This is a genomic window from Brevibacterium sp. NPDC049920, assembly GCF_040656435.1.
Taxonomy (GTDB): Bacteria; Actinomycetota; Actinomycetes; order Actinomycetales; family Brevibacteriaceae; genus Brevibacterium; species Brevibacterium pityocampae.
In genome coordinates this window covers 177,739-199,522 of the sequence record NZ_JBFAMF010000003.1, presented here as the reverse complement: position 1 = coordinate 199,522, position 21,784 = coordinate 177,739, and the positions used below count along the sequence as shown (strand labels likewise).

General features: G+C 70.8%; 20 protein-coding genes. 6 read left to right on the top strand and 14 right to left on the bottom strand.

What is annotated here, in order from left to right; all coding sequences use genetic code 11:
• Nucleotides 1-142: 142 nt before the first annotated feature.
• Nucleotides 143-1,921, bottom strand: coding sequence for an HNH endonuclease signature motif containing protein (locus tag AB0I45_RS04150; protein ID WP_360316972.1), 1,779 nt, complete (start codon nucleotides 1,919-1,921; stop codon nucleotides 143-145).
• A 413-nt stretch (nucleotides 1,922-2,334) separates the two neighbouring features.
• Here AB0I45_RS04150 and AB0I45_RS04145 point away from each other — a divergent pair, with 413 nt between their 5' ends.
• Nucleotides 2,335-3,258 carry a carbon-nitrogen hydrolase family protein gene (locus AB0I45_RS04145; protein ID WP_137320113.1) on the top strand — a complete coding sequence of 308 codons (924 nt, stop codon included), beginning with the start codon at nucleotides 2,335-2,337 and terminating at the stop codon, nucleotides 3,256-3,258.
• A gap of 36 nt (nucleotides 3,259-3,294) precedes the next feature.
• Here the strand turns inward: AB0I45_RS04145 and AB0I45_RS04140 are convergent, their stop codons facing one another.
• Nucleotides 3,295-3,795 carry a DUF1990 family protein gene (locus tag AB0I45_RS04140; RefSeq protein WP_137320114.1) on the bottom strand — a complete coding sequence of 167 codons (501 nt, stop codon included), beginning with the start codon at nucleotides 3,793-3,795 and terminating at the stop codon, nucleotides 3,295-3,297.
• 169 nt (nucleotides 3,796-3,964) lie between these two features.
• Here AB0I45_RS04140 and AB0I45_RS04135 point away from each other — a divergent pair, with 169 nt between their 5' ends.
• Nucleotides 3,965-4,402, top strand: coding sequence for an RNA-binding S4 domain-containing protein (locus AB0I45_RS04135; protein WP_360316968.1), 438 nt, complete (start codon nucleotides 3,965-3,967; stop codon nucleotides 4,400-4,402).
• Nucleotides 4,403-4,475: 73 nt separating this feature from the next.
• On the opposite strand, the gene AB0I45_RS04130 is transcribed toward AB0I45_RS04135, so the two are convergent.
• The 4 genes from AB0I45_RS04130 to dxr all read right to left on the bottom strand — a co-directional run bounded on the left by AB0I45_RS04130 (nucleotide 4,476) and on the right by dxr (nucleotide 9,412).
• Nucleotides 4,476-5,351, bottom strand: coding sequence for a GNAT family N-acetyltransferase (locus tag AB0I45_RS04130; protein WP_360316965.1), 876 nt, complete (start codon nucleotides 5,349-5,351; stop codon nucleotides 4,476-4,478).
• On the bottom strand, nucleotides 5,351-6,499 hold the full coding sequence (gene ispG / locus AB0I45_RS04125) for a flavodoxin-dependent (E)-4-hydroxy-3-methylbut-2-enyl-diphosphate synthase (protein WP_247423794.1): 1,149 nt from the start codon (nucleotides 6,497-6,499) through the stop codon (nucleotides 5,351-5,353). The genes AB0I45_RS04130 and ispG overlap by 1 nt, the downstream gene beginning before the upstream one ends.
• 166 nt (nucleotides 6,500-6,665) lie before the next feature.
• The gene (locus AB0I45_RS04120) at nucleotides 6,666-8,168 is read right to left on the bottom strand and encodes a site-2 protease family protein (RefSeq protein ID WP_360316961.1); all 1,503 of its coding nucleotides are present in this window, start codon (nucleotides 8,166-8,168) and stop codon (nucleotides 6,666-6,668) included.
• Nucleotides 8,165-9,412, bottom strand: coding sequence for a 1-deoxy-D-xylulose-5-phosphate reductoisomerase (gene dxr / locus AB0I45_RS04115; protein WP_360316958.1), 1,248 nt, complete (start codon nucleotides 9,410-9,412; stop codon nucleotides 8,165-8,167). Before dxr ends, AB0I45_RS04120 begins: the two co-directional genes overlap by 4 nt.
• A 108-nt stretch (nucleotides 9,413-9,520) precedes the next feature.
• Between dxr and AB0I45_RS04110 the strand changes: the two genes are divergently transcribed.
• The 4 genes from AB0I45_RS04110 (at nucleotide 9,521) to AB0I45_RS04095 (ending at nucleotide 13,900) form a co-directional block, all read left to right on the top strand.
• Nucleotides 9,521-10,717, top strand: coding sequence for an acyl-CoA dehydrogenase family protein (locus tag AB0I45_RS04110; RefSeq protein WP_360316955.1), 1,197 nt, complete (start codon nucleotides 9,521-9,523; stop codon nucleotides 10,715-10,717).
• 142 nt (nucleotides 10,718-10,859) lie between these two features.
• Nucleotides 10,860-11,375, top strand: a complete 516-nt coding sequence (locus AB0I45_RS04105; protein ID WP_247423798.1) for a DUF664 domain-containing protein — start codon at nucleotides 10,860-10,862, stop codon at nucleotides 11,373-11,375.
• A 43-nt stretch (nucleotides 11,376-11,418) separates the two neighbouring features.
• Entirely contained in the window at nucleotides 11,419-12,351 is a 933-nt protein-coding gene (locus tag AB0I45_RS04100; protein ID WP_360316952.1) for a restriction endonuclease, read from the top strand.
• Nucleotides 12,352-12,499: 148 nt separating this feature from the next.
• Complete coding sequence (locus AB0I45_RS04095; RefSeq protein ID WP_360316949.1) at nucleotides 12,500-13,900, top strand: acyl-CoA dehydrogenase family protein; 1,401 nt, start codon at nucleotides 12,500-12,502, stop codon at nucleotides 13,898-13,900.
• On the opposite strand, the gene AB0I45_RS04090 is transcribed toward AB0I45_RS04095, so the two are convergent.
• From AB0I45_RS04090 to tsf, 8 genes are all read right to left on the bottom strand, one after another.
• Nucleotides 13,834-14,478 carry a hypothetical protein gene (locus AB0I45_RS04090; RefSeq protein WP_137320125.1) on the bottom strand — a complete coding sequence of 215 codons (645 nt, stop codon included), beginning with the start codon at nucleotides 14,476-14,478 and terminating at the stop codon, nucleotides 13,834-13,836. The genes AB0I45_RS04095 and AB0I45_RS04090 overlap by 67 nt on opposite strands.
• Nucleotides 14,468-15,025, bottom strand: coding sequence for a DivIVA domain-containing protein (locus AB0I45_RS04085; protein WP_137320126.1), 558 nt, complete (start codon nucleotides 15,023-15,025; stop codon nucleotides 14,468-14,470). The genes AB0I45_RS04090 and AB0I45_RS04085 overlap by 11 nt, the downstream gene beginning before the upstream one ends.
• 24 nt (nucleotides 15,026-15,049) lie before the next feature.
• Nucleotides 15,050-16,354 carry a 23S rRNA (adenine(2503)-C(2))-methyltransferase RlmN gene (rlmN, locus tag AB0I45_RS04080; protein ID WP_137320127.1) on the bottom strand — a complete coding sequence of 435 codons (1,305 nt, stop codon included), beginning with the start codon at nucleotides 16,352-16,354 and terminating at the stop codon, nucleotides 15,050-15,052.
• A gap of 24 nt (nucleotides 16,355-16,378) precedes the next feature.
• Nucleotides 16,379-17,764, bottom strand: coding sequence for an FAD-linked oxidase C-terminal domain-containing protein (locus AB0I45_RS04075; RefSeq protein WP_345032690.1), 1,386 nt, complete (start codon nucleotides 17,762-17,764; stop codon nucleotides 16,379-16,381).
• Between the two features lie 14 nt (nucleotides 17,765-17,778).
• Nucleotides 17,779-19,212, bottom strand: coding sequence for a phosphatidate cytidylyltransferase (locus tag AB0I45_RS04070; protein WP_360316943.1), 1,434 nt, complete (start codon nucleotides 19,210-19,212; stop codon nucleotides 17,779-17,781).
• 39 nt (nucleotides 19,213-19,251) lie between these two features.
• Nucleotides 19,252-19,809, bottom strand: coding sequence for a ribosome recycling factor (gene frr / locus AB0I45_RS04065; protein WP_137320128.1), 558 nt, complete (start codon nucleotides 19,807-19,809; stop codon nucleotides 19,252-19,254).
• A gap of 142 nt (nucleotides 19,810-19,951) precedes the next feature.
• On the bottom strand, nucleotides 19,952-20,710 hold the full coding sequence (pyrH, locus tag AB0I45_RS04060; RefSeq protein WP_137320129.1) for a UMP kinase: 759 nt from the start codon (nucleotides 20,708-20,710) through the stop codon (nucleotides 19,952-19,954).
• Nucleotides 20,711-20,944: 234 nt separating this feature from the next.
• Entirely contained in the window at nucleotides 20,945-21,772 is an 828-nt protein-coding gene (gene tsf, locus AB0I45_RS04055; RefSeq protein WP_137320130.1) for a translation elongation factor Ts, read from the bottom strand.
• Nucleotides 21,773-21,784 lie beyond the last annotated feature (12 nt).

Below are 21,784 nucleotides of genomic sequence, written 5' to 3'. Positions count from 1 at the left end.
GATCACCTGTCGATCGGCATTCCGTGACCCCGCGCGCGACCGGGCGAGCGTGACCAGGTGATGCTATAGCCCCACCTGCACCTGGCCGACCGCAGTTCGCGGGATCCGACCCCATCGGCGGCTCGGCGACCGATCGCACCTCTCAGAACGGCGGCGGGTCGTCGTCCGCATGGGTCCACAGCGCATCGTCAGCGCCGCTGCGACAGGTCCACGGATCGGGCGGCCCAGCGGGCCGCGGACGGCCGCGATCAGCAGGAGGGTCGGGCGAGCGATCAGGTTCGGAGCAGAATCGGCGATCACCCGGTCCGGCGCGGTCATCGGGATCCATCGGTCCCGCGCGGTCGTCAGGGCTCACCGGTCCGGCGCGGCCGCTCGGGTCCGGCAGTCCGAGGACGCGGAGCATCTCGCGGGCCGCAGCCCGGTCGATGATGCGCTCGGCCGAGCGGACCTCGGCGGTGATGCCGTGGGGGAACTCCCACCGTCTCATCCCTCCCGGGCCGGTGCGGAGCGTGAGCGTGCCCTCGGTCTTCATCAGGTGGTGCGCCCTGCACAGAGGGTGGAGATTCTCCAGGTCGGTGCGGCCGCCGGCCGCCGGATCCGCATGATCGAACGGGATCGCGTGGTCGGCGTCGCAGGTCTCGGCCTGCCGGGCGCATCCGGGCGCGGTGCACCAGATCCATTTCTCGTTCATCGTCATCCGGATGCCCTTGGGGATCACGTAGGAGCGAGCGGCTTCGTCGCAGACGGCGCCGGAGACAGGGTCGGTGAGGATCCGGTAGAACGACGAGCTCCGGGACGCGAACCGCTGGGCCATCTCCACCGGAACAGGCCCGCCGTCCGACCAGTGGCCGGGCAGCTCGGCGTGTCCGGTGAGGCTGAGGAATGGGACCGTGACGACGACGGTCGCCTGTCGGCGCAGCCATTCCTGGTTCGTCGGGCAGGTGATGACGACACGGCTCGGGTCAGCGGGCGGACTGCCCGGTCCCGAGGCCGGATCCGGATCGGCCGGTGGTGCAGCGTCGCAGGCGTCAGCCGCACCGCCTGCGGTTCGGATGAGTGCATCGACGAGGTCGCAGGCGTCGGCGGGGTCGGTGGCGGGGTCCACACGAGCGAAGTCGACGGGGTTGAGGACCTCGACCTCGGTGCCGGGCGCGAGCGTGCTCATGAGGTCGAACATCAGTTGCGGCACCGTGCGGTCGTCGACGATCACCGCTCCCGGCGGGAGTTGCTCGCCGAAGGTGCCGGTCTGCGCCCGCGCGATCGCCCGGGCGGTGGCCTCGAGCCGCCGGTGCAGGGCGTAGAGCGGTTCGAGCGGGCCGGTCAGCAGGAGCTTCCCCTCGGAGGGATCGCTGCGCCAGAACTCGACGCGCCGGCGGGTGTGCACGTCCTCGTCGCGGTCGTCATCGTCGGTGAGCAGGCGGATGAGATCGTTGACCGCCCGGCAGTACGACTTCCACGACAGATCGGGTCGCAGCTCCGCGATCCCGGCGTCGAGCTCGGCGAGCGCGGCATCCCCCAGGCGATGCGCGCGCCGCGCCGCGTACTGCAGCCGGTCGAAGCACATGGTCCCGGTCTCCACGAGCGCACGGGTGCGATGGAGGCTGAAGCCGATGATGAGCGCGTCACGGGCCGTCGAGTAAGCTCGCGTGATCGTGGAATCGAGCACGGCGGCGAGGCAGGTGAGGTGCTCCCCTGTCATCCGCGCGAGGACCCATTTCGACGTGGACATGGGCTCCGCGGCGAGTTCGGGCGCCGGTTCGGGCTCGAGGTCGAGGCACTCCTCGACGACGGTGTCCGCGATGAGGCGCATCCGCGCGAGCATGAGCCGATCGTAGGCGGGCAGCGAGTCCTGCAGACGCAGCAGCGCCCGGACTCCGTCCGGCGCTCGTGCGCCTGCGGGGACGGTTCTCGTCGCGGTCATCGGGCTGCTCGCCTCCTCTCTCCGTGCCTCGGCCGCACCGGTCCTCGCCCAGCGGTCCTGCAGCTGCGAACCGGTGCCGTCTGCTCCACCCTCTCCGACCGGTCCGGTCGAACTCGATACCCCGTGATCGGGGTCCAGCGGGTGGTGCTTCTGTGATTCCACGCTATCGGGAGGCACGGACACGGAACGGCTCAAATGAGTCGCAGAGTCACGTTATCCACAGCCTGTTCGAAAATAATATGAGTTTTCTTTCCTGTGCTTCATCGATTGTGGACGAACCCGGGGTGCGCCTCGGCCTCCTCCCCTCCGGGCCCGGTGCCGGTGACCGCGCCGGTGATGGCACGATGGCAGGAGGACACCGGCACTCGCCGGTCACCCACCGCACTCGACACCACACCATCCGAGGAGTCACCATGACCCGAGTCGCCGTCGTCCAGACCGGTTCCATCCCCTTCGACAGCGCCGCCACCACGGCGAAGATCTGCAGTCTGATCGACGATGCAGCACGGGCCGGGGCGGAGCTCGCGGTGTTCCCGGAAGCCACTCTCGGGACCTATCCGAAGGGTCTGACCTTCGGCGCCCCGGTGGGCCGGCGCACCGATGCCGGCCGGGACGAGTACCAGCGGTACTTCGACAACGCCGTCGCCCTCGACGGCCCGGAGCTCGAGGAGATCGCGGAGGCCGCCCGCCGCACGGGAGTGTTCACGGTGCTGGGGATCATCGAGCGCCTCGGCCAGACGCTCTACTGCACCGCCGTCCACATCGACGCCGAGCACGGCATCGGCGGCCACCACCGCAAGCTCATGCCCACCGGGTCCGAGCGCCTGATCTGGGGATTCGGCGACGGGTCGACCCTGCCGGTCGTCGACTCCCCCGCCGGCAGGACCGGCGCGGTGATCTGCTGGGAGAACTACATGCCGCTGCTCCGGCAGGCGATGTACGCCCAGGGCGTCGAGATCTACTGCGCTCCGACGGTCGACGATCGCGACACCTGGCAGCACACCATGGCCCACATCGCGATGGAGGGCCGCTGCTTCGTCCTCTCCGCGTGCCAGGCGATCCGCGCGGAGGACTTCGGGGACGACTACGCGAGCGTGCTCGAGCCGAACGAGGCCGGCTGGCTGATCCGCGGCGGCTCGGCGATCTACGGCCCCACCGGCGAACTGCTCGCCGGCCCCGTCTACGACGAGGAGACGATCCTCACCGCCGAGGTCGACGTCACCGCCCGCTCCCGCACCACCTACGACTTCGACCCGGTCGGGCACTACTCCCGGCCCGACGTCTTCGAACTCACCGTCGACACCCGACCCCGGCCCGGCGTCGAGTTCACCGGCTGAGCGGGGCCGCGCCCCCCGCGAGCCGGATCGTCCCGGTCAGCCCGGCCGGCGCAGGGCGGCGCGGTAGCGGCGGCGCACCACCTGCTGGGCGACGAGCAGTGCCGGGTACAGCGGCCGCCAGAACCCGGCCGGGGCGGGCCGGGTGAGGGAGCGGATCGTCAGCCGCACCTCGGGTCCGGCCCGGTGGACGATGAACGCCTCCTCGCCGTCGAGCGGATGGCCGGGGCGGGTGCGGTAGGCGAAGCCCACCCGATCCGCCGCGCGGACGACCTCGACCACCTCGACCGGTTCGACGACCGTGATCCCGAGCAGGCCGGCGGTGACCGTCGGGCGTGCGCCGACGACCGCCTCGGCGGCGGGCGCCACCCGGAACCCGCTGCGCGTCTTCACGGTCCAGCGGAGGACCTCGGTGCTCGCACGGTCCCACATCGCCTGGCCGCGCCCGATGACCGAGGTGGACTCGTGGGCGCGCAGGCCTCGCGGCGGTGTCCAGTCGATGAGGGCGGGTGCGGTGAGGCTCACCGGTGGTGGAGTCATGCACCCAGTCTCTCAACTCCGCGGACGCATCCGCCCCTTCCGAGTCTGCCGCGGGCAGCCGGTGGGCTGCCAGGCATCCGCATCACTGCCGGCGCGGGGACGGCCGGCCGGGCCGCCCCATGCCGCTCCGAGCTGTCCTCGGCTCTGCGGAGAACCGTAGACTCGACCCATGCCCGAACCCCGTTTCGACTCCAGCGAATCCCAGCGCATCGACGTCTGGCTGTGGGCCGTGCGGATGTTCCGGACCCGGTCGGCGGCGACCACGGCGTGCCGGGGCGGGCACGTGCAGCTCGACGGCCAGCGGGTCAAGGCCTCGCAGAAGGTGCGGATCGGTCAGGAGGTCCGGGTGCGTCGAACCGGATTCGAGAAGATCCTCCGCATCACCGCCCTCCTCGACACGCGCGGCGGTGCGCCGATCGCCCAGCAGTGCTACGAGGACCTCACGCCCCCGCCGGATCCGACCCTGCGCGGATGGGTGCCGCGACGCGACAAGGGCACCGGGCGGCCGACGAAGAAGGACCGGCGCGCGCTCGAGGCCCTGCGCGGACGGGACCGGTCCGGCGCCGAGGCGCCCGGTGAGTTCCGCTTCGACCCGCGGGAGGACTGACGCTGTTGTCGCGTGAGATTGCGATGGTTCGCGGAATCGTTCCCAGGAACCTTCGTGAATTGCACTCTGGGAGTCAGTAGATGATCGTGGCGAACCGGCCGCGCTGGGAGTAGCCGGCGGCGGCGTAGGTGCGCAGCGCCGGGGCGTTGAAGGCGTTGACGTAGAGGCTGACGACGGGCGCCACGGTGCGCCGGACGTGGTCCGTGACGGCGACCATGCCGGGCGCGGCGAGCCCGCGGCCGCGGACCGCCGGGTGCACCCACACCCCTTGGATCTGCACCGCCGTGTCCGAGCGGATGCCGATATCGGCCTTGAACACGACCTGCCGCGCGGAGTTCTGCGCCGGCCAGCGGGGCAGCGGCTCGCCGTCCGGCCCGCGCTCGGCGGTGTAGAGCAGGGTGGAGCCGCTGGCGAGGTTCGAGCGGACCTTGCTCAGGTACCCCGCGGACCCGTTCTCCACCGGGGAGAACCCGACCTCCTCGGTGAACATCTCAACGGCCGCCGCGTAGGCCTCGCTGACGTCCTCGAGGTCCCCGACCCGCACCTCGGCGGCGGGTGCCACGCGGGGCTGCCGGTCGGCGACCATGAACGGCTGGTCGGCGCGCACGCTGCGGGCCGGGCCCCAGCGCAGGCGCCGGTGGAGGTCGATGACCGGCCGGTGGTCGCCGATGATCGAACAGGCGAAGCGGCCGCGCGAGTTGAGCATGTCGGCGACGAGCGCGTTGGTGCGCGGGGTCGCGCCGAGCGAGATGATGCTGCCGCCGATCCAGTAGGCGGCGACCGGCTCGTCCCCGTCGAACACCCCGTACAGGGTCCCGGACGGGGACGACACCTGCGCGCTGCGGGTGAGCTCGAGCAGACTGGCGAGGAACACGTGCTGGGCGGGGTCGGCCTCGGTGAGCCTGCTCAACCAGTCGGTGTGCTCGTGGCCGAGCCGGGCCAGCCGCATCAGCCGACGACCACCTCGGCCGGACCCGACGGAGCCTCCATCTCCTCGGCGATGCGCATGGCCTCTTCGATGAGGGTCTCGACGATCTCGGACTCCGGCACGGTCTTGATGACCTCGCCCTTGACGAAGATCTGCCCCTTGCCGTTGCCGCTGGCCACGCCGAGGTCGGCTTCGCGCGCCTCACCGGGCCCGTTGACCACGCATCCCATGACTGCCACCCGGAGCGGCACCTCCATGCCCTCGAGACCGGCGGTGACCTTGTCGGCGAGCGTGTAGACGTCGACCTGGGCGCGGCCGCACGAGGGGCACGACACGATCTCGAGCTTCCGCGGGCGCAGGTTGAGGGATTCGAGGATCTGGTTGCCGACCTTGATCTCCTCGACGGGCGGCGCGGACAGGGAGACGCGGATGGTGTCGCCGATCCCCTGGCTCAGCAGCGCGCCGAACGCGGTGGCGGACTTGATCGTGCCCTGGAACGCGGGCCCGGCCTCGGTCACGCCGAGGTGCAGCGGCCAGTCGCCGGCCTCGGCGAGCAGCTCGTAGGCGCGCACCATGACGACCGGGTCGTTGTGCTTCACGGAGATCTTGAAGTCGTGGAAGTCGTGCTCCTCGAACAGGGAGGCCTCCCACACCGCCGACTCGACGAGCGCCTCCGGCGTGGCCTTGCCATACTTCTCCATGATCCGCTTGTCGAGGGAGCCGGCGTTGACGCCGATCCGGATCGACACGCCCGCATCCGCGGCGGCCCGGGAGATCTCCTTGACCTGATCGTCGAACTTGCGGATGTTGCCCGGGTTGACGCGGACCGCCGCGCAGCCGGCGTCGATCGCGGCGTACACGTACTTGGGCTGGAAGTGGATGTCGGCGATGACCGGGATCTGGCTCTTCGCCGCGATCGCCGGCAGGGCCTCGGCGTCGTCCGCGCTCGGGCAGGCGACGCGCACGATGTCGCAGCCGGCCGCGGTGAGCTCCGCGATCTGCTGGAGGGTGGCGTTGATGTCGGTGGTCTTCGTCGTCGTCATCGACTGGACGCTCACCGGGGATTCGGACCCCACGCCCACCGAGCCGACCTTGATCTGGCGGGTCTGCCGGCGAGGTGCGAGCACCGGGGGCGGAGCGGCGGGCATTCCGAGGTTGACCGAGGTCACGAGTTTCCCTTCGACGGCTGCAGTGCGCCCGAACCTGGGCGCATGACACTGCTTCCATCGTAGCCCCCGCGATTGCAGGGAACCTGAACGGCGGAGGTCGCGCAGATCACAGAACAGGAGACGGCGCCCGCTCCCGACCGCACCCGATGACGCCGCGGAGGAGCAGCTAGCCGAACAGGATGACCGGTTTGACGATGTCGACGTAGAGGAGCAGCGCGGTCATGCACAGGAGCACCCCGACGACGACATAGGTCAGCGGCAGCAGGCGGGCGGTGTCGAAGGGGCCGATGATCCCCCGTCCGCGTGCGAGGTTGATCCGGCGCCGGGCCCCTTCGTAGAGCGCGACGGCGATGTGTCCGCCGTCGAGCGGGAGCAGCGGCACCATGTTGAACGCGAAGAGGAAGAGGTTGAGGGAGCCCAGGAGCGACAGCCCGACCTGCGCCTTCTCGACGACCTCGAGCTGCTCGGTGCTCACGATCTCACCGGCCACGCGGCCCACCCCGACCATGCCGATCGGCCCCTCCGGGTCGCGCTCGGCATCGCTGAAGGCTACCCCGCCGATCTCGACGAGCTTCTCCGGCAGGGTGAAGAGCGCGGTGAAGGTCTGGCCGATCATGCCGGCCATCTCACCGGGGAACTCGGCGAGCGCCATCGGGCGGCGCTCCTGTGTCGGGCTCACGCCGAGGAAGCCGGTGGTCTCCGTGGCCGGGGTGCCGGCCTCGTCGACGACCGGGGCGCCGGATTCGTCGAGGACGGGGCGCTCGGTGGCGATGATCGGCACCTCGATGTCGGACTGGTGGCCGTCGCGCATGACGCGGACCGGCACGGTGTCCCCTGCGGAGGCGCGGACCGCCGCGGACAGCTCCTCCCACGACTGCGTGGCCTCCCCGTCGATCGCGACGATCACGTCGCCGGGCTCGATGCCGACCTCCCAGGCCGGGGTGAGCGGATCGCCCTCGCGGCAGGTGCTGCGCTCCTCGGCGGGGCGCTTCGCCGCCTCCGAGGCGGGCACAGCGCACTCGACGACGGTCGCCACCGTGGTCGTCGGCTGGACGACGCCGAACCCCAGCATCACGACCGCCATGATGAGGATGCCGAGGACGAGGTTGACCGCCGGGCCGCCGAACATCACGACGAGGCGCTTGGGGACGGACAGCGCGTAGAAGGTGCGACGCTCCTCGCCGGGTCCGATCTCCTGGTTGGAGAACTCGCGGGCGTCGGCCATGCTCCGCTCGAACAGCCGACCGCGGCGCCGGCGCTCCCGGCGCGGCGGGTCCCCCGCGGTGAGCACGGAGCCGGGATGCGCTGAGGCGCCTGCCCCGGTCTCCGCGGAGCCCTCGGCGCTCGCCCTGAGGCGGGCGTCGGCGGTGACGATCTCCTCGGCGTCGTCGGCCGCGCCCAGCTGCTCGGCGCGGGCGCTCGTCGCCTCGAGCGGCGGGTACATGCCGGGCATCGCGATGAAGCCGCCGAGCGGGAACGCCTTGATCCCGTACTCGGTCTCCCCGCGCCGGCGCGAGAACAGGGTGGGGCCGAAGCCGACCATGTAGTGGGTGACCTTGACCCCGAACCGCTTGGCGGGGATGAGGTGGCCGAGCTCGTGGAGCGCGATCGAGAGGCTGATCCCGACGATGAAGAGGACGACACCGAGGGCGTAGAGCAGCGGTGTCATCGGACGGCCCGCTCCTGCTCGGCCCCGGCCTGGGCGATCCAGTCCCGGGCGTGATCCCGGGCGCGGGAGTCGGCGGCGAGCACGGAGTCCACGGTGAGCACGCCGGCGGCCGCGGGCGCGTCCCCGGTGAGCGCGTCGAGCGCGGCGGCGATCCCGGCCGAGATCTGCGGGAACGTCACCCGGCCGGCATGGAAGGCCTCGACGAGCACCTCGTTCGCGGCGTTGTACACCGCCGGGGCGGTGTGCCCGAGGCGGCCGGCGCGGTAGGCGAGGTCGAGGGCCGGGAACGCGGCGGAGTCGACGGGTTCGAAGGTCCAGGAGGTGGGCGTCGTCCAGTCGTTGGGCGCGGTCGCGCCCGGGACGCGGCGGGTCGTGCCGTCGGTGCCGGTGCCGAGCGCGTAGGCGATGGGCAGGCGCATGTCCGGCGGCGACACCTGGGCGAGCGTCGAGCCGTCGATGTACTCGACCATCGAGTGGATCTGGGACTGCGGGTGGACGACGACGTCGATCCGGTCGTAGTCGATGCCGAACAGCAGGTGGGCCTCGATGACCTCGAGGCCCTTGTTGACGAGCGTCGCAGAGTTCGTGGTGATGACGGTGCCCATGTTCCACGTCGGGTGGACGAGCGCCTGGGCGGGGGTGACGGATTCGAGCTCGGTGGGGCTCATACCGCGGAACGGCCCGCCCGAGGCGGTGATGACGAGGCGCTCGACCTCGCCGGCCCGGCCGGCGCGCAGGGCCTGGGCGATCGCGGAGTGCTCGCTGTCGACCGGGATGAGCCGGGCCCCGGAGCGGGCGGCGGCGTCGAGCACGACCGGGCCGCCGACGATGAGCGACTCCTTGTTCGCGAGCGCGACGTCCGTGCCGGCCTCGAGTGCGGCGAGCGTGCTGCGCAGCCCCACGGCACCGGTGACGGCGTTGAGCACGACGTCGGCGTCCGCGGCGGCGATCCGCTCGCTCGCCTCGGGCCCGAGCTCGATCGCTTCGACCCGGTCGGGCAGGCCCTGGCGGGCGGCCTCGTGGGCGAGCATGTCCCGGATCGTCGTCTCGCCGGCGTCCCCGGGGTCGGCGAGTCCGATCCGGCGCGCACCGAGGCGCACCGCCTGCTCGACGAGGAGCGCGCGGTTCGACCCGGCGGCCAGCGCGCTCACCGCGAACCGGTCCGGGTTCGCGGTGACGACGTCGATGGCCTGGGTGCCCACGGACCCTGTGGTCCCGATTACACTGATAGTACGAACGCTCACGCTGACCGATGATGTCACTGAATCCTTAGAGGACAGTGAAGTCCCCGCGTCATGCATGTCGTGCGCCGAGCGTGTTCCGCCCCGATCGTCGAACAGAAGGACCCCGTGATGAGCACAGTGCAGACCCCCGATCAGATCCTCGGCATCGATTCCGTCTTCTCCAAGGAGGATCGCGAGTTCGCCGGTGTCCTCCGCAAGTGGCTCGACGAGAACGTGCGCGACAAGATCGGCGACTACTACCTCGAGGGGACCATCCCGGCCCGCGAGCTCGCCGAGGGCCTGGGCGAGCTCGGTGTGCTCGGCATGCACCTCGAGGGCTACGGCTGCGCCGGCACCACCGCCACCCAGTACGGGCTGGCGTGCCGCGAGCTCGAGGCGATCGACTCCGGTCTGCGCTCGCTCGTGAGCGTGCAGGGCTCGCTCGCGATGTTCGCCATCCACCACTGGGGCTCCGAGGACCAGAAGAACGAGTGGCTGCCGCAGATGGCCGCCGGCAAGGCGATCGGCTGTTTCGGCCTCACCGAGCCCGACGTCGGCTCCGATCCGGCCGGCATGAAGACCACGGCGAAGAAGGACGGCAGCGACTGGGTGCTCAACGGCGCCAAGATGTGGATCACCAACTCCCCGGTGTCCGACGTCATGGTCGTGTGGGCGAAGACCGAGGAGCTCGACGACAAGGGCAGGAACATCGTCCGCGGGTTCGTCATCCCGACGAACACCCCCGGCGTCGAGGTGCCCAAGATCCAGCGCAAGCTCTCGCTGCGCGCCTCGATCACCGGTGAGATCGTGCTCGACAACGTGCGCCTGCCGGAATCCGCGATGCTGCCGAAGGCCAAGGGCCTGCGCGGTCCGCTGTCCTGCCTGTCCGAGGCGCGGTTCGGGATCGTGTTCGGCGTCACCGGCGCCGCCCGCGACGCCCTCCAGTCCGCGATCGAGTACACCGGCACCCGCATCCAGTTCGAGCGCCCGCTGTCCTCGTTCCAGATCACCCAGCAGAAGCTCGCGAAGGCGCTCGGCCAGTACTCGCAGATCACTCTGCTCGCCAAGCACATCGGCGAGCTCAAGGACACCGTCGGCGTGCGCCCGGAGCAGATCAGCCTCGGCAAGATGGTCACCGTGGACACCGCGATGAACATCTGCCGCGACCTCCGCGCGCTGTTCGGCGGCTCGGGCATCACGAGCGAGTACCCGCCGCTGCGCCACGCGATCAACCTCGAGACCGTCCTCACCTACGAGGGTACGCACGAGGTCCACCAGCTCACGCTGGGTCGCGCGATGACCGGGATCAACGCCTTCGCGAACTGATCCGCGGCTCGCACCGCGCGCACCCGCCCAGCGCTGATCCGCACCTGCGGACCAGCACTCGCACCGCACCCGACCGGGGCGTCGACCTCCGGGTCGGCGCCCCGGTCCGGTCCCCACCACCCGTTCCACGAAGGAGATCACTGTGGACATCAGCGCACTGCTCATCGACGCCTACGACCGCGCCGTCACCGGGTGCCGGGGGATCCTCGAGGGGATCGACACCGACACCCTGCATGCCCGACTCACCGAGAACAGCAACTCGATCGCATGGCTCGTGTGGCACATCGCGCGCGAGCAGGACCTGCAGATCGCCCACCTCGCCGGCCGCGAGCAGGTGTGGACCGCCGCGGGCTGGGCGAAGCGGTTCGACCGCGGGGCCGAGGACTTCGGCTTCGGGGACTCCCCGGAGCAGGTGGCGGCGTTCCGCGCCGACGGGCCGGAGGAGCTGCTCGGCTACCTCGATGCCGTGCGCGAGGCGGCCGTCGCCTACCTCCGCACGCTCACGGCGGACGACCTCGCCGAGGTCATCGACGACTCCTACGACCCACCGGTCACCCGCGGAGTGCGCATCGTGTCGATCATCGACGACGCCGCCCAGCACACCGGCCAGGCGGCCTTCATCCGCGGTGCCCTCGGCTGGGACGCCGAGCGGCCGTGATGAAGTCACCGCACGATCGAGCTGGAAGGCCGACACGAGAACAATGACCGAGCTGCCCGAACAGTCCGAGGTCCCGATCTGGCCGAGGTTCATCCCGCACGTCTTGCAGGTCCTGTCCGACGGGTCGATCGTTCGTCGACGCGATCTCGTCGCACGTGTTCTCGACTCCGCAGAACTCTCCGAAAGTGCTCGGGCAGAACGCATCGCAGTCGGTGATGGTCGCGCAGACAACCGTGTCGGCTGGGCTCTGACCAGCCTCTTCAAAGCGGGATGGGTCGAACGCCCGGAACGGGCGAAGTACCGCATCACTCCCGACGGACTGAAGTGGTTGCGCGAGAACCCCGACGCCGAACCGGATTTCGGAGATGCGAACCGGCTCTTCAAGGAGTACTGGCCTCACACTCAGCCGCAGCACGGCGAATCTGCCGGCATCATTGCAGACGCAGCCACCGAATCCGAGATCTCGCCGATCGAACAGATCGAGTCGGGGATAGCACGCATCACGGAGGAGGTCGCCGACGATCTGTTGACGCGCCTTCGGGACAGTGATCCCTCCTTCTTCGAGGACGCCGTCGTCCGGCTGCTCCTCGCGATGGGTTACGGCGGCGCCGAGCAGCGGGGGAAACGCATCGGCGGAACAGGCGACGGCGGGGTCGACGGCGTCATCGATCAGGATGCGCTGGGCCTGGAACGGATCTATGTCCAAGCGAAGCGCTATGCGGCGCACAACTCGGTCGGGCGCGAAGCGATCCAGGCATTCATCGGGGCACTGCATGGTCTGGGTGCGAATCGCGGGATCTTCCTCACCACGAGCACTTTCACACGTCAGGCATTGGATTATGCGGAGCAGATTCCCACTCGGATCGTGCTCATCGATGGGACACGGCTGGTCTCGCTCATGGTCGCGTATCGGGTGGGAGTGCAGACCACTCAGACCTACCACGTGGTCGAGGTCGACGAGGACTTCTTCGAATAAGGGATCATCTGGCCCCGATGACGCGTGTCAGCGGATGACGTGATGTGAATGGGCGCGTCGGCCCGGGTCGGCGGATGACGGCGGGCCGGCGGTCCGGGCGCACGGGATCCTAACGTGGCGGCAACCGCTGCGAAAGGATCCCGTCATCATGACCGCCTCGACCACCACAGTCCGCTCCCCCGAATCACGCTCCACTGCCCCGCATGCCCCTGGTATCCCTACCACCGGCTCCCCGACTGCTGACCGTTCCCCGCTGAGCGACGGTCCCCAGGCCGTTCCTCCCACAGCGACGACCACAGAGCTGCGCGCACGCTTCGCCCCGGTGTTCGAGCAGATCGCCGCCGGTGCGCTCGAGCGCGAGCGGACGCGCACGCTGCCGCGCGCGGAGATCCGCGCGCTCGCCGAGGCGGGGTTCGGCCGGCTCCGGCTGCCGCACGATGTCGGCGGCTTCGGCGCCTCGATCCCGCAGCTCGCCGCGCTGCTCGTCGACCTCGCCACCGCGGATTCGAACTGCGCCCAGATCTGGCGCGGGCACATCGCCTTCGTCGAGGACCTGCTCGTCACCCCGCACACCGGGTTCCGCGACCGCTGGCTCCCCCGGATCACTGCGGGTGCGGTGATCGGCAACGCGTGGACGGAGATCGGGGACGTCGAGCGCGGCACCCTGCGCACCCGCATCCGCACCCGCGATGAGGTCGCCGAGGTCACCGGGGAGAAGTTCTACTCCACTGGCTCGATCTACGCCGACTACGCGGACACCACCGTCGCCGATGACGCCGGTGTGCGCCACGTCGCGCTCATCCCGCTCGACCAGCCCGGGGTCGAGGTGAGCGACGACTGGGACGGGTTCGGCCAGCGTCTCACCGGCACCGGCACCACCCGCTTCACTGCAGCCCGCCTCGATCCGCGCGATGTCATCCCCTTCTCCGACCGCTTCCGCTACCAGTCCGCGCTCTACCAGCTCGTGCTCCTCGCCACCCAGGCCGGGATCGCGACGGCGGTCGCCCGAGATGCCGCCTGCGCCGTCGCCGCGCGCGAGCGCTCCTACAGCCACGGGAATGCTGACCGGGTGCGCGACGACCCGCAGATCCTCCAGATCATCGGCGAGGCCGAGGCCGCAGCCTTCACCGCCCGCGCGGTGGTCGCGAGCGCGGCCGAAGCCGTCCAGCGCGCACACGACACCGCCCTCTCCGGAGTCCCCGAGACAGCCTCGGAAACCGACACCGAGCAGAGCTCCGACGCGGACACCGCGGCGAACCACGCGGCGACACTCGCCGTCTCCCAGGCCCAGGTCGCCCTCACCCGGCTGGTGCCGGAGGCGGCCGGCAGGGTGTTCGACGCGCTCGGGTCCTCCGCGGTGCGGGAGGCGGCCGGGCTCGACCGCCACTGGCGCAATGCGCGCACGGTCGGCTCCCACAACCCGTGGGTCTACAAGGCCCGACTCGTCGGGGACCACACCGTCAACGGCACGGCGCCGGAATATCAGTTCGCGATCGGCACAGTGAGCACAGAGGCCGGGGACTCCGCGACGGCAAGCGCCGGCACCTGAGCCCCGTCCTCACGGGCGATGACGACGAGGTCGGCCGGGAGTTCGGCGGCCGCCGCCGGTTCGATCCGGGCATCGCGCATCACCGGGTCGAGGTCGACGGGCGCGGCGAGTGCGCCGTCCTCACCGCGAGCGGCGACGGCGACTCCCTCGAAGCCGCTCGGCAGCCGGCGGACCGGCTTGTCGAAGGCCCGGTGGACGTCGCGCACCGGTGCGCTCCGGCCGGCGCGGAGCTCGACGTCGACCGGTGCGGAGGCGTCCTCGGTGAGTCGCCCACCCACCCGGATCACGGCGAGGCGGGCGAGCACGGCGGCCGGCTCGGGCACCTCGGCGGCGATCCGCACGGGCGCATCCGGTCCGACGCCGAGCAGGCGCAGGATCCCGGCGAGCTTGGCGACCCGGTCGAGGGCCACCTCATGGGTGAAGAACCCCTCCGCGTCGTGCTCGGGGGCGAGGAAGGGGTCGTCGGCGCGGCCGAGCACGATGGGGTGGTCGAGCAGTTCGTAGACCGGGTTGAGGGTGCCCGGGTGATCGGGCGCGATCGCGCCGGGCCGGCGGAACCAGTGGATCTCAGTCGACACTGGACATGACCTCGACGACACGGTCGATGAACGCGTCGACCTGGTCCTCGTCGTAGGCCCGCTCGCCCTTGCGCACCCGGAACAGCACGCGCCGCACCTCGTCCACGCTCATCGCCTGCCCCTGCGTGAAGTAGCCGTTGATGCGGTCGCAGAGCTCGTCGACCTCGGCGATGTCGTAGCCGATGATGCCCTTCTCCGGGTGATTGAAGCGCTCCCCTGCCGGGCGGGTGAGGCGGCCGCGCAGGGAGGCGGCGGCGCGGGTGAGCTCCTGCACCCAGGAGTCTTGGCCGGAGCGCTCGACCAGCCGGTCGCGCGCCCGCTTGGCGAAGGCGTCCTCGAGCCGGTCGAGGGCGGCGTCGACGACGCCCACGTGGTAGCCCTTGCGGGTGAGGTCGAATCCCACGGTGCGCACCGCACGCGCATCGAGATCGCCGGGCTGCGGCGATTCGCGTTCGAAGGATTCGCGGGCGCGCTTGAAGAAGCTGTCGACCTGCACCGGGTCGTAGCCGTTCTTCCACCCCGACATCCTGGGGAAGTTCGTGTCCACCGTGGTCCTCTCCTCAGTCCATGCTCACTGCGCTGCGGCCAGCTGCCCGCACGCCCCGTCGATGTCCTTGCCGCGCGTGTCCCGGATGGTCGTCGGCACGCCGGCGTCCTGCAGGCGTCGTACGAACTCGGCGGCGACGGCCGGCTCGGAGGCCGTCCACACCGAGCCGGGGGTCGGGTTGAGCGGGATCGGGTTGACGTGCACCCAGCCCCGTCCGCGCGCGTTGAGCTTCTTCGCCAGCAGCTCGGCCCGCCAGGCGTGGTCGTTCATGTCCTTGATGAGCGCGTACTCGATGCTCACCCGACGCCCGGTGGTGCGGTAGTAGTTGTAGGCCGCGTCGATCGCCTCGTCGGCCTTCCACCGGGTGTTCACCGGGATCATCTCGTCGCGCAGTCCGTCGTCCGGAGCGTGGAGGCTGAGCGCGAAGGTCACCGGGATCTCCTCCGCGGCGAGTTTGTTGATGCCCGGCACGAGTCCCACCGTGGAGATCGTGATGCGCCTGGCACCCATCCCCAGGCCGGCCGGGGCGGGCTCGACGAACCGGCGCACCGCACCCATGACGCGCTTGTAGTTGGCGAGCGGCTCGCCCATCCCCATGAAGACGATGTTCGTCACCCGCTCCGCCCTGCCGGGCCCGTTCTCCGCGCCCGAGGCGCACGTCGGCTCCCGACCCTGCTCCTCGTCGGCCTCGGAGCCGACGGCGGCGGCCGGGTTGCCGAGCATGTCGGAGTCCTCGCCGGAGGTGTCGGCGAGCTCACCGGCTGCGATGACCTGATTGGCGCGGATGACCTGTTCGACGATCTCCGCGCTCGACATGTTGCGGGTGAGCCCCTGCTGGCCGGTGGCGCAGAACGGGCAGTTCATGCCGCAGCCGCACTGCGAGGACACGCACAGGGTGATCCGGTTGCGGTAGCGCATGAGCACGGACTCGACGAGCGCACCGTCGAACAGCCGCCACAGGAACTTGATCGTGTCGCCGTTCTTGGTCCGCAGCCGGTGGACCTCGGTGAGCAGCGGAGGGAAGAAGCGTTCGACGAGCTCGGCCCGGCGGTCCTTGGGCAGGTCGGTCATCGCCTCGGGGTCCGTGGTGTGGTGGACGAAGTAGTGGGTGGAGAGCTGCTTGGCGCGGAAGCCGGGCAGTCCCATCTCCTTGACCACGGTGATCCGCTCGTCCATCGTCATGTCCGCGAGGTGCTGCGGGGGCTGGGTGACGCGCGGGGACCGGAAGTTCAGCAGCGGCCGGCCGTCGCGGGTGGGCGTGCGCGAGGTCGTCCCGTCTGGGTTCTCGACGACGGGGCGGACCTGTCTGCGGGGCGGGTTCTCAGTCATGTGCCCTCCAGTATCGCACGAGCCTCACTCCTCACCCGGGACGGCGAACACCTTACCGGGATTCATGATGCCGTGCGGGTCGAGCGCCCGCTTGACCGCGACGTGCATGTCGATGACCTCGGCGGAGAGCTGGGAGGCGAGCCCATCGGCCTTGAGAAGCCCGATCCCGTGCTCGCCGCTCACCGTGCCGCCGGCCTCGAGGGCAACCGCGATGATGTCCTCGAACGCCGCCTGCGCGCGCCGCTTGGCATCCTCGTCCCCGGCCGGGGTGACGAGGAGCGGGTGGAGGTTGCCGTCCCCGGCGTGGGCGATCTGCGCGAGCACGGTGTCGTGGGCCTCCCCGATCCCCTGGATCCGGCGGAGCACCTCGGGCACCTTCGAGCGGGCCACGCAGATGTCCTCGGTGAGCACCGGGCCCAGCCGTTCGAGCGCCGGGTAGGCCAGACGGCGGGCGGCGAAGAACGCCTCGGCCTCCTCAGCGTTCTCGCTCACCGCGGCGAAGGTCGCCCCGGCGGATTCGAAGGCGGCGACGATCGCGGCGGCCTCGGCCTCCCCGGCCGCCCCCGGCACGTCGGTCGATGCGAGGAGGATGACCTCGGCCTCGGCGGACAGCCCCATGTTCTTCCAGTCGTCGACGGCCTTGAGACAGTAGGAGTCGACGAGTTCGAGGGCCGACGGGATGACGCCGGCGGCAGTGACGTTGGCGACGCCCTGCCCGGCTTCGACGAGGCTGTCGAAGTAGCCGACGATCGCAGTGGCCGCCGGCGGCAGCGGGAGGAGCCTGACGGTGACCTCGGTGATGATGCCGAGCGTGCCCTCGGAGCCGGCGAGGAGCGCGCGCAGGTCGTAGCCGGCGACGTCCTTGGCGGTCCGCTTGCCCACCCGCACGATCTTCCCGGTGCCGGTGACGACCTCGAGGCTGAGCACGTACTCGCTCGTCACCCCGTACTTCACACAGCACAGGCCGCCGGCGTTCGTCGCGACGTTGCCGCCGATCGACGACCACGGGGCCGAGGCCGGGTCCGGCGGATACCACAGGCCGTCCTCCGCGACCCGGGCGCGCAGGTCGTTGTTGATGACGCCGGGCTGCACCCGCGCGGTGCGCTCGACCGGGTCGACCGCGAGCACGCGGTCCATCGCGTCGAGCGAGATCACCAGGCAGCCGGCGAGCGCGTTCGCTCCCCCGGACAGGCCGGTGCCCGAGCCGCGCGGCACCACGGCCACCCGGTTCTCGATGCACCAGTTCACCGCTGCGGCGACCTGTGCGGTGTCCCGCGGGCGGATCACGGCGACCGCCTGCTCGTAGGGCGCCCATTCGGCGTCGTCGTGGAGGTACCGGTCCATGACATCGGGGTCGGTGATGATGATGTCGTCCGGGACGGCGCGGGACAGCGAATCGATGAGGGACACGAACGGTGCTCTTTTCAGGTGATGTAGCCGGGCAGGAAGCTGAACAGGATGAGCGCGATGGGCGCGGTGGGCAGGATCGAGTCGAGCCGGTCCATGACGCCGCCGTGGCCGGGCAGCAGGGTGCCCATGTCCTTGAGGTCGAGGTCGCGCTTGATCATCGACTCGGAGAAGTCGCCGAGGGTGGCGAAGGCGGGGATGACGAAGCCGAGCACCGCGCCGGTCCACAGCGGGGCATCGAACACGAACCCGGCCATGCACATGCCGACGGCCGTCGCGATGATCGCCGAGCCCGCATAGCCCTCCCACGACTTCTTGGGCGAGATCCGCGGGGCGATCGGGTGCTTGCCCCAGAGCACGCCGAAGGCATACCCCCCGACGTCGGAGGCGACGACGAGGGAGAGGAAGCAGATGACGAGGAGATTGCCCTGCTCGAAGGTGAGCATGTGGACGACGAACGCCGCCATGAGCCCGACGTAGGTCAGCGCGAAGAGGCTGAGGCACACGTCCTTGACCGGGTTGGGGCGACGTTCGAACAGGGTGAAGAGGAGGATCGCGCCGGCGCCCACGGTGAAGGTCACCCAGAGCGCCTCCCGGCCTCCGAGGTAGGTCGCGAGCAGCATGCAGCTGGCAGCGGTGATCGTGGGCACCCGTGCCACCACGGAGCCCGAGCGGGAGAGCGCGTTGGCGAGCTCCCACATCGCGGCGAGGATGCCGGCGAGGGCGATGATGAGGAAGGAGGGCGGGTAGAACAGCAGGGAGGCGAACACACCGCCGCCGAGCAGCACGCCGACGCCGATCGCGGCCGGCAGGTTGCGCCCGGCCCGGCCGTAGTCCTTGCCGGCCGGCGGTGCCTCGGGCGCGGCGATGGGGGTGACGAAGCCGTGCCCGTAGGCGGATTCGGGGAGGTCGGCGGCCGGTGCGCCAGGATCCGGATCGGTGGACCCGGGGCCGGTGGACGCTGCATCCGATGAATCGGCGCCGGGCGGGTGGGCCGTGGACCCGGTGCGGACGGCAGGCACCCCGGCCGCTCCCGAGGCGGTCTCCCCGCGCGCGGCGGCGCCTGCCCCGACCATCGCGGGGGTGACGATCGGGATCGGGCCGGACACGCGCTCGGCCTCGGCCTCCACCCGGCGGCGCTCCGCGGCCTGCCGACGCGGCGAGTCGGTGCGAGCCGAGGCCCCGGCGGCGGGCGCCTCGGGAACGGTCTGCACCCCCGGAACGGGGTGGGCGGTGCTTCCGGGCGCCTCCTCGGCGGTCGGCGTGGGCCCGGTCGGTGCGGGGGGCGCCGCGCGGCCGAGGCGCAGGTCGCGGCGCCGTGGGAACGGCGCCGGGTCCGGGCTCGCGGCGGGAGCGGCACCCGCGGCGGGCGTGCCGGAACCGGCAGGGGATGCCTCCCCTGCCGGTGCTCGGCCCTGCTGGCCCCCGGTGCCCTGCTGGTCCTCGGTCATGACGGGCGCTCCGCCCTGGTCGTGCGTCTCACCGGACGATCAGACCTCGAGGAGCTCGGCCTCCTTGGCGGCGAGGAGCGAGTCGATCTCCTCGACCTTCTTCTTCGTCAGGTCCTCGAGCTCCTGGATGGCGCTGCGCACCTCGTCCTCGCCCGCCTCGCCGTCCTTCTGGATCTTCTCCAGGGTCTCCTTCGCCTTGCGGCGGATGTTGCGGATGGACACCTTGCCGTCCTCCGCATCGCCCTTGACGACCTTGACGTACTCGCGCCGGCGCTCCTCGGTGAGCTCCGGGAGGACGACGCGGATGATGTTGCCGTCGTTGGCCGGGTTCGCGCCGATGTCCGACTTGCGCAGCGCGGTCTCGATATCACCGAGCGCCCCGCGGTCGTAAGGGGTGATGAGCAGGGTGCGCGCCTCGGGCACCTGGAAGGAGGCGAGCTGCTGGAGAGGCGTCGGGGAACCGTAGTAGTCGACGAGGATGCTCGCGAACAGCGCGGGGTTCGCCCGGCCGGTGCGCACATTGCCGAAGTCGTCCTTGGTGACCTCGATGGCCTTGTCCATCTTCTGCCGGGCTTCGGTCAGGGTTTCCTTGATCACTGCGTGCCCTTTCGGTGGGTCGGGGGATGGTGCTGGTCTCGTAGTGCCATTCTAGGCGCGCCGCACGGACACGGCGCACAGCGCCGGGCCGAGGTGCGGGCCGGGTCGGGTGCGCGTGCGGGCGGCGAGGGGCCGGGGACGCTCAGTCGCCGGTGACGATCGTGCCGATCCGCTCACCGGCGATCGCGCGGCGCAGGTTGTGGTCGCCCTCCATGCCGAACACCACCATCGGGAGCCTGTTGTCCATGCACAGGGAGAACGCGGTCGCGTCGACGACCTTGAGCCCGCGGGTGAGCGCGTCCTGGTAGGTGATGCGATCGATCTTCTCCGCCGTCGGGTCGACCTTGGGGTCGGCGGTGTAGACGCCGTCGACGCCGTTCTTGGCGATGAGCACCGCGTCGGCGCGGATCTCGAGCGCACGCTGGGCGGCGACCGTGTCGGTGGAGAAGAACGGCAGCCCGGCACCGGCACCGAAGATCACGACCCGGTCCTTCTCCATGTGGCGCATCGCGCGGCGCGGGATGTAGGTCTCCGCGACCTGGGTCATCGGGATCGCCGACTGCACGCGCGTGTCGACCCCGGCCTGCTCGAGGAAGTCCTGGAGCGCCAGGCAGTTCATCATGGTGCCGAGCATGCCCATGTAGTCGGCGCGGGTGCGGTCCATGCCGCGCTGCGAGAGCTCCGCGCCGCGGAAGAAGTTGCCGCCGCCGACGACGATGCTCACCTCGACCTCGGGCACGGCTCCGGCGATCTCCCGCGCCACGGCCGACACCACGTCGGGGTTGACGCCCACCTCACCGCCGCCGAACACCTCGCCGGAGAGCTTGAGGAGCACCCGCCGGCGGTGGGTCCGGGTGGGGTTGTCCTGGCGGGACGAGGTGTGCACGTGGGAGTCCGACATGGCTGCCTTCCTGCTGAGCGGAACGTCTGCCGCCCGCCGGGGTGCCGGCGCGCGGGTGGGCATGGGAGCCGTGGACCAGTCTAGCGCTACCCACCGGTTCGCAACGGGCGGCAACCGGGGCACCCGCAGACGCGCGCAGGGCGGGGCACGAGGCCCCGCCCTGCGGCGGCGGATCGGCGCTCAGCGTGTGCTGCGACGGTCCGCGGTGGTGCGGTGTTTCGGTGGTGCGGTGTGTCAGCTGCCCACGCGGAAGCGCAGGAAACCGGTCGCCGCGACGCCGGCCTCCTCGAGCACCGAGGCCACCGACTTCTTGGGCTCCTTGGCGAAGCCCTGGTCGAGGAGGCAGTTCTCCTTGAAGAAGCCGCCCACGCGACCCTCGACGATCTTCGGCAGCGCCTGCTCGGGCTTGCCCTCGTTCTTCGCGGTCTCGAGCGCGATCTCGCGCTCCTTCTCCACGAGCTCCGCCGGGACGTCCTCGCGGGAGAAGTACTTCGGCGACATCGCGGCGATGTGCACGGCGACGTCGTGCGCGACCTCGGCGTTGTCGCCCTCGTAGGCGAGGAGCACGCCGACCTGCGGGGGCAGGTCCTTGTTCGTGCGGTGGAGGTAGGACTCGACGTGCGCGCCGGTGATGCGGCCGACGCGGCGCAGGGCCACCTTCTCGCCGAGCGCGGCTCCGCCCTCGGTGATGAACTGCTCGACGGACTTGCCGTCGACCTCGGCGGCGAGCAGCGCCTCGGCGGACTCGGCGCCGTTCTTCACCGCGAGGTCGAGGACCTCGTCGGCGAGCTGGACGAACTTGTCGGACTTGGCGACGAAGTCGGTCTCCGAGTTGAACTCGATCATGGTGCCGACGCCGTCCTCGACGCGGGTGGCGACGAGTCCGTCGGAGGTCGAGCGGCCCTCGCGCTTGGTGGCGCCCTTGAGGCCCTTGACGCGCAGGATCTCGATGGCCTTGGCCTGGTCGCCCTGTGCCTCCTCGAGAGCCTTCTTGACGTCCATCATGCCGGCGCCGGTCTTCTCACGCAGCGCCTTGATGTCAGCAGCGGTGTAGTTTGCCATGGGATCTCCTTT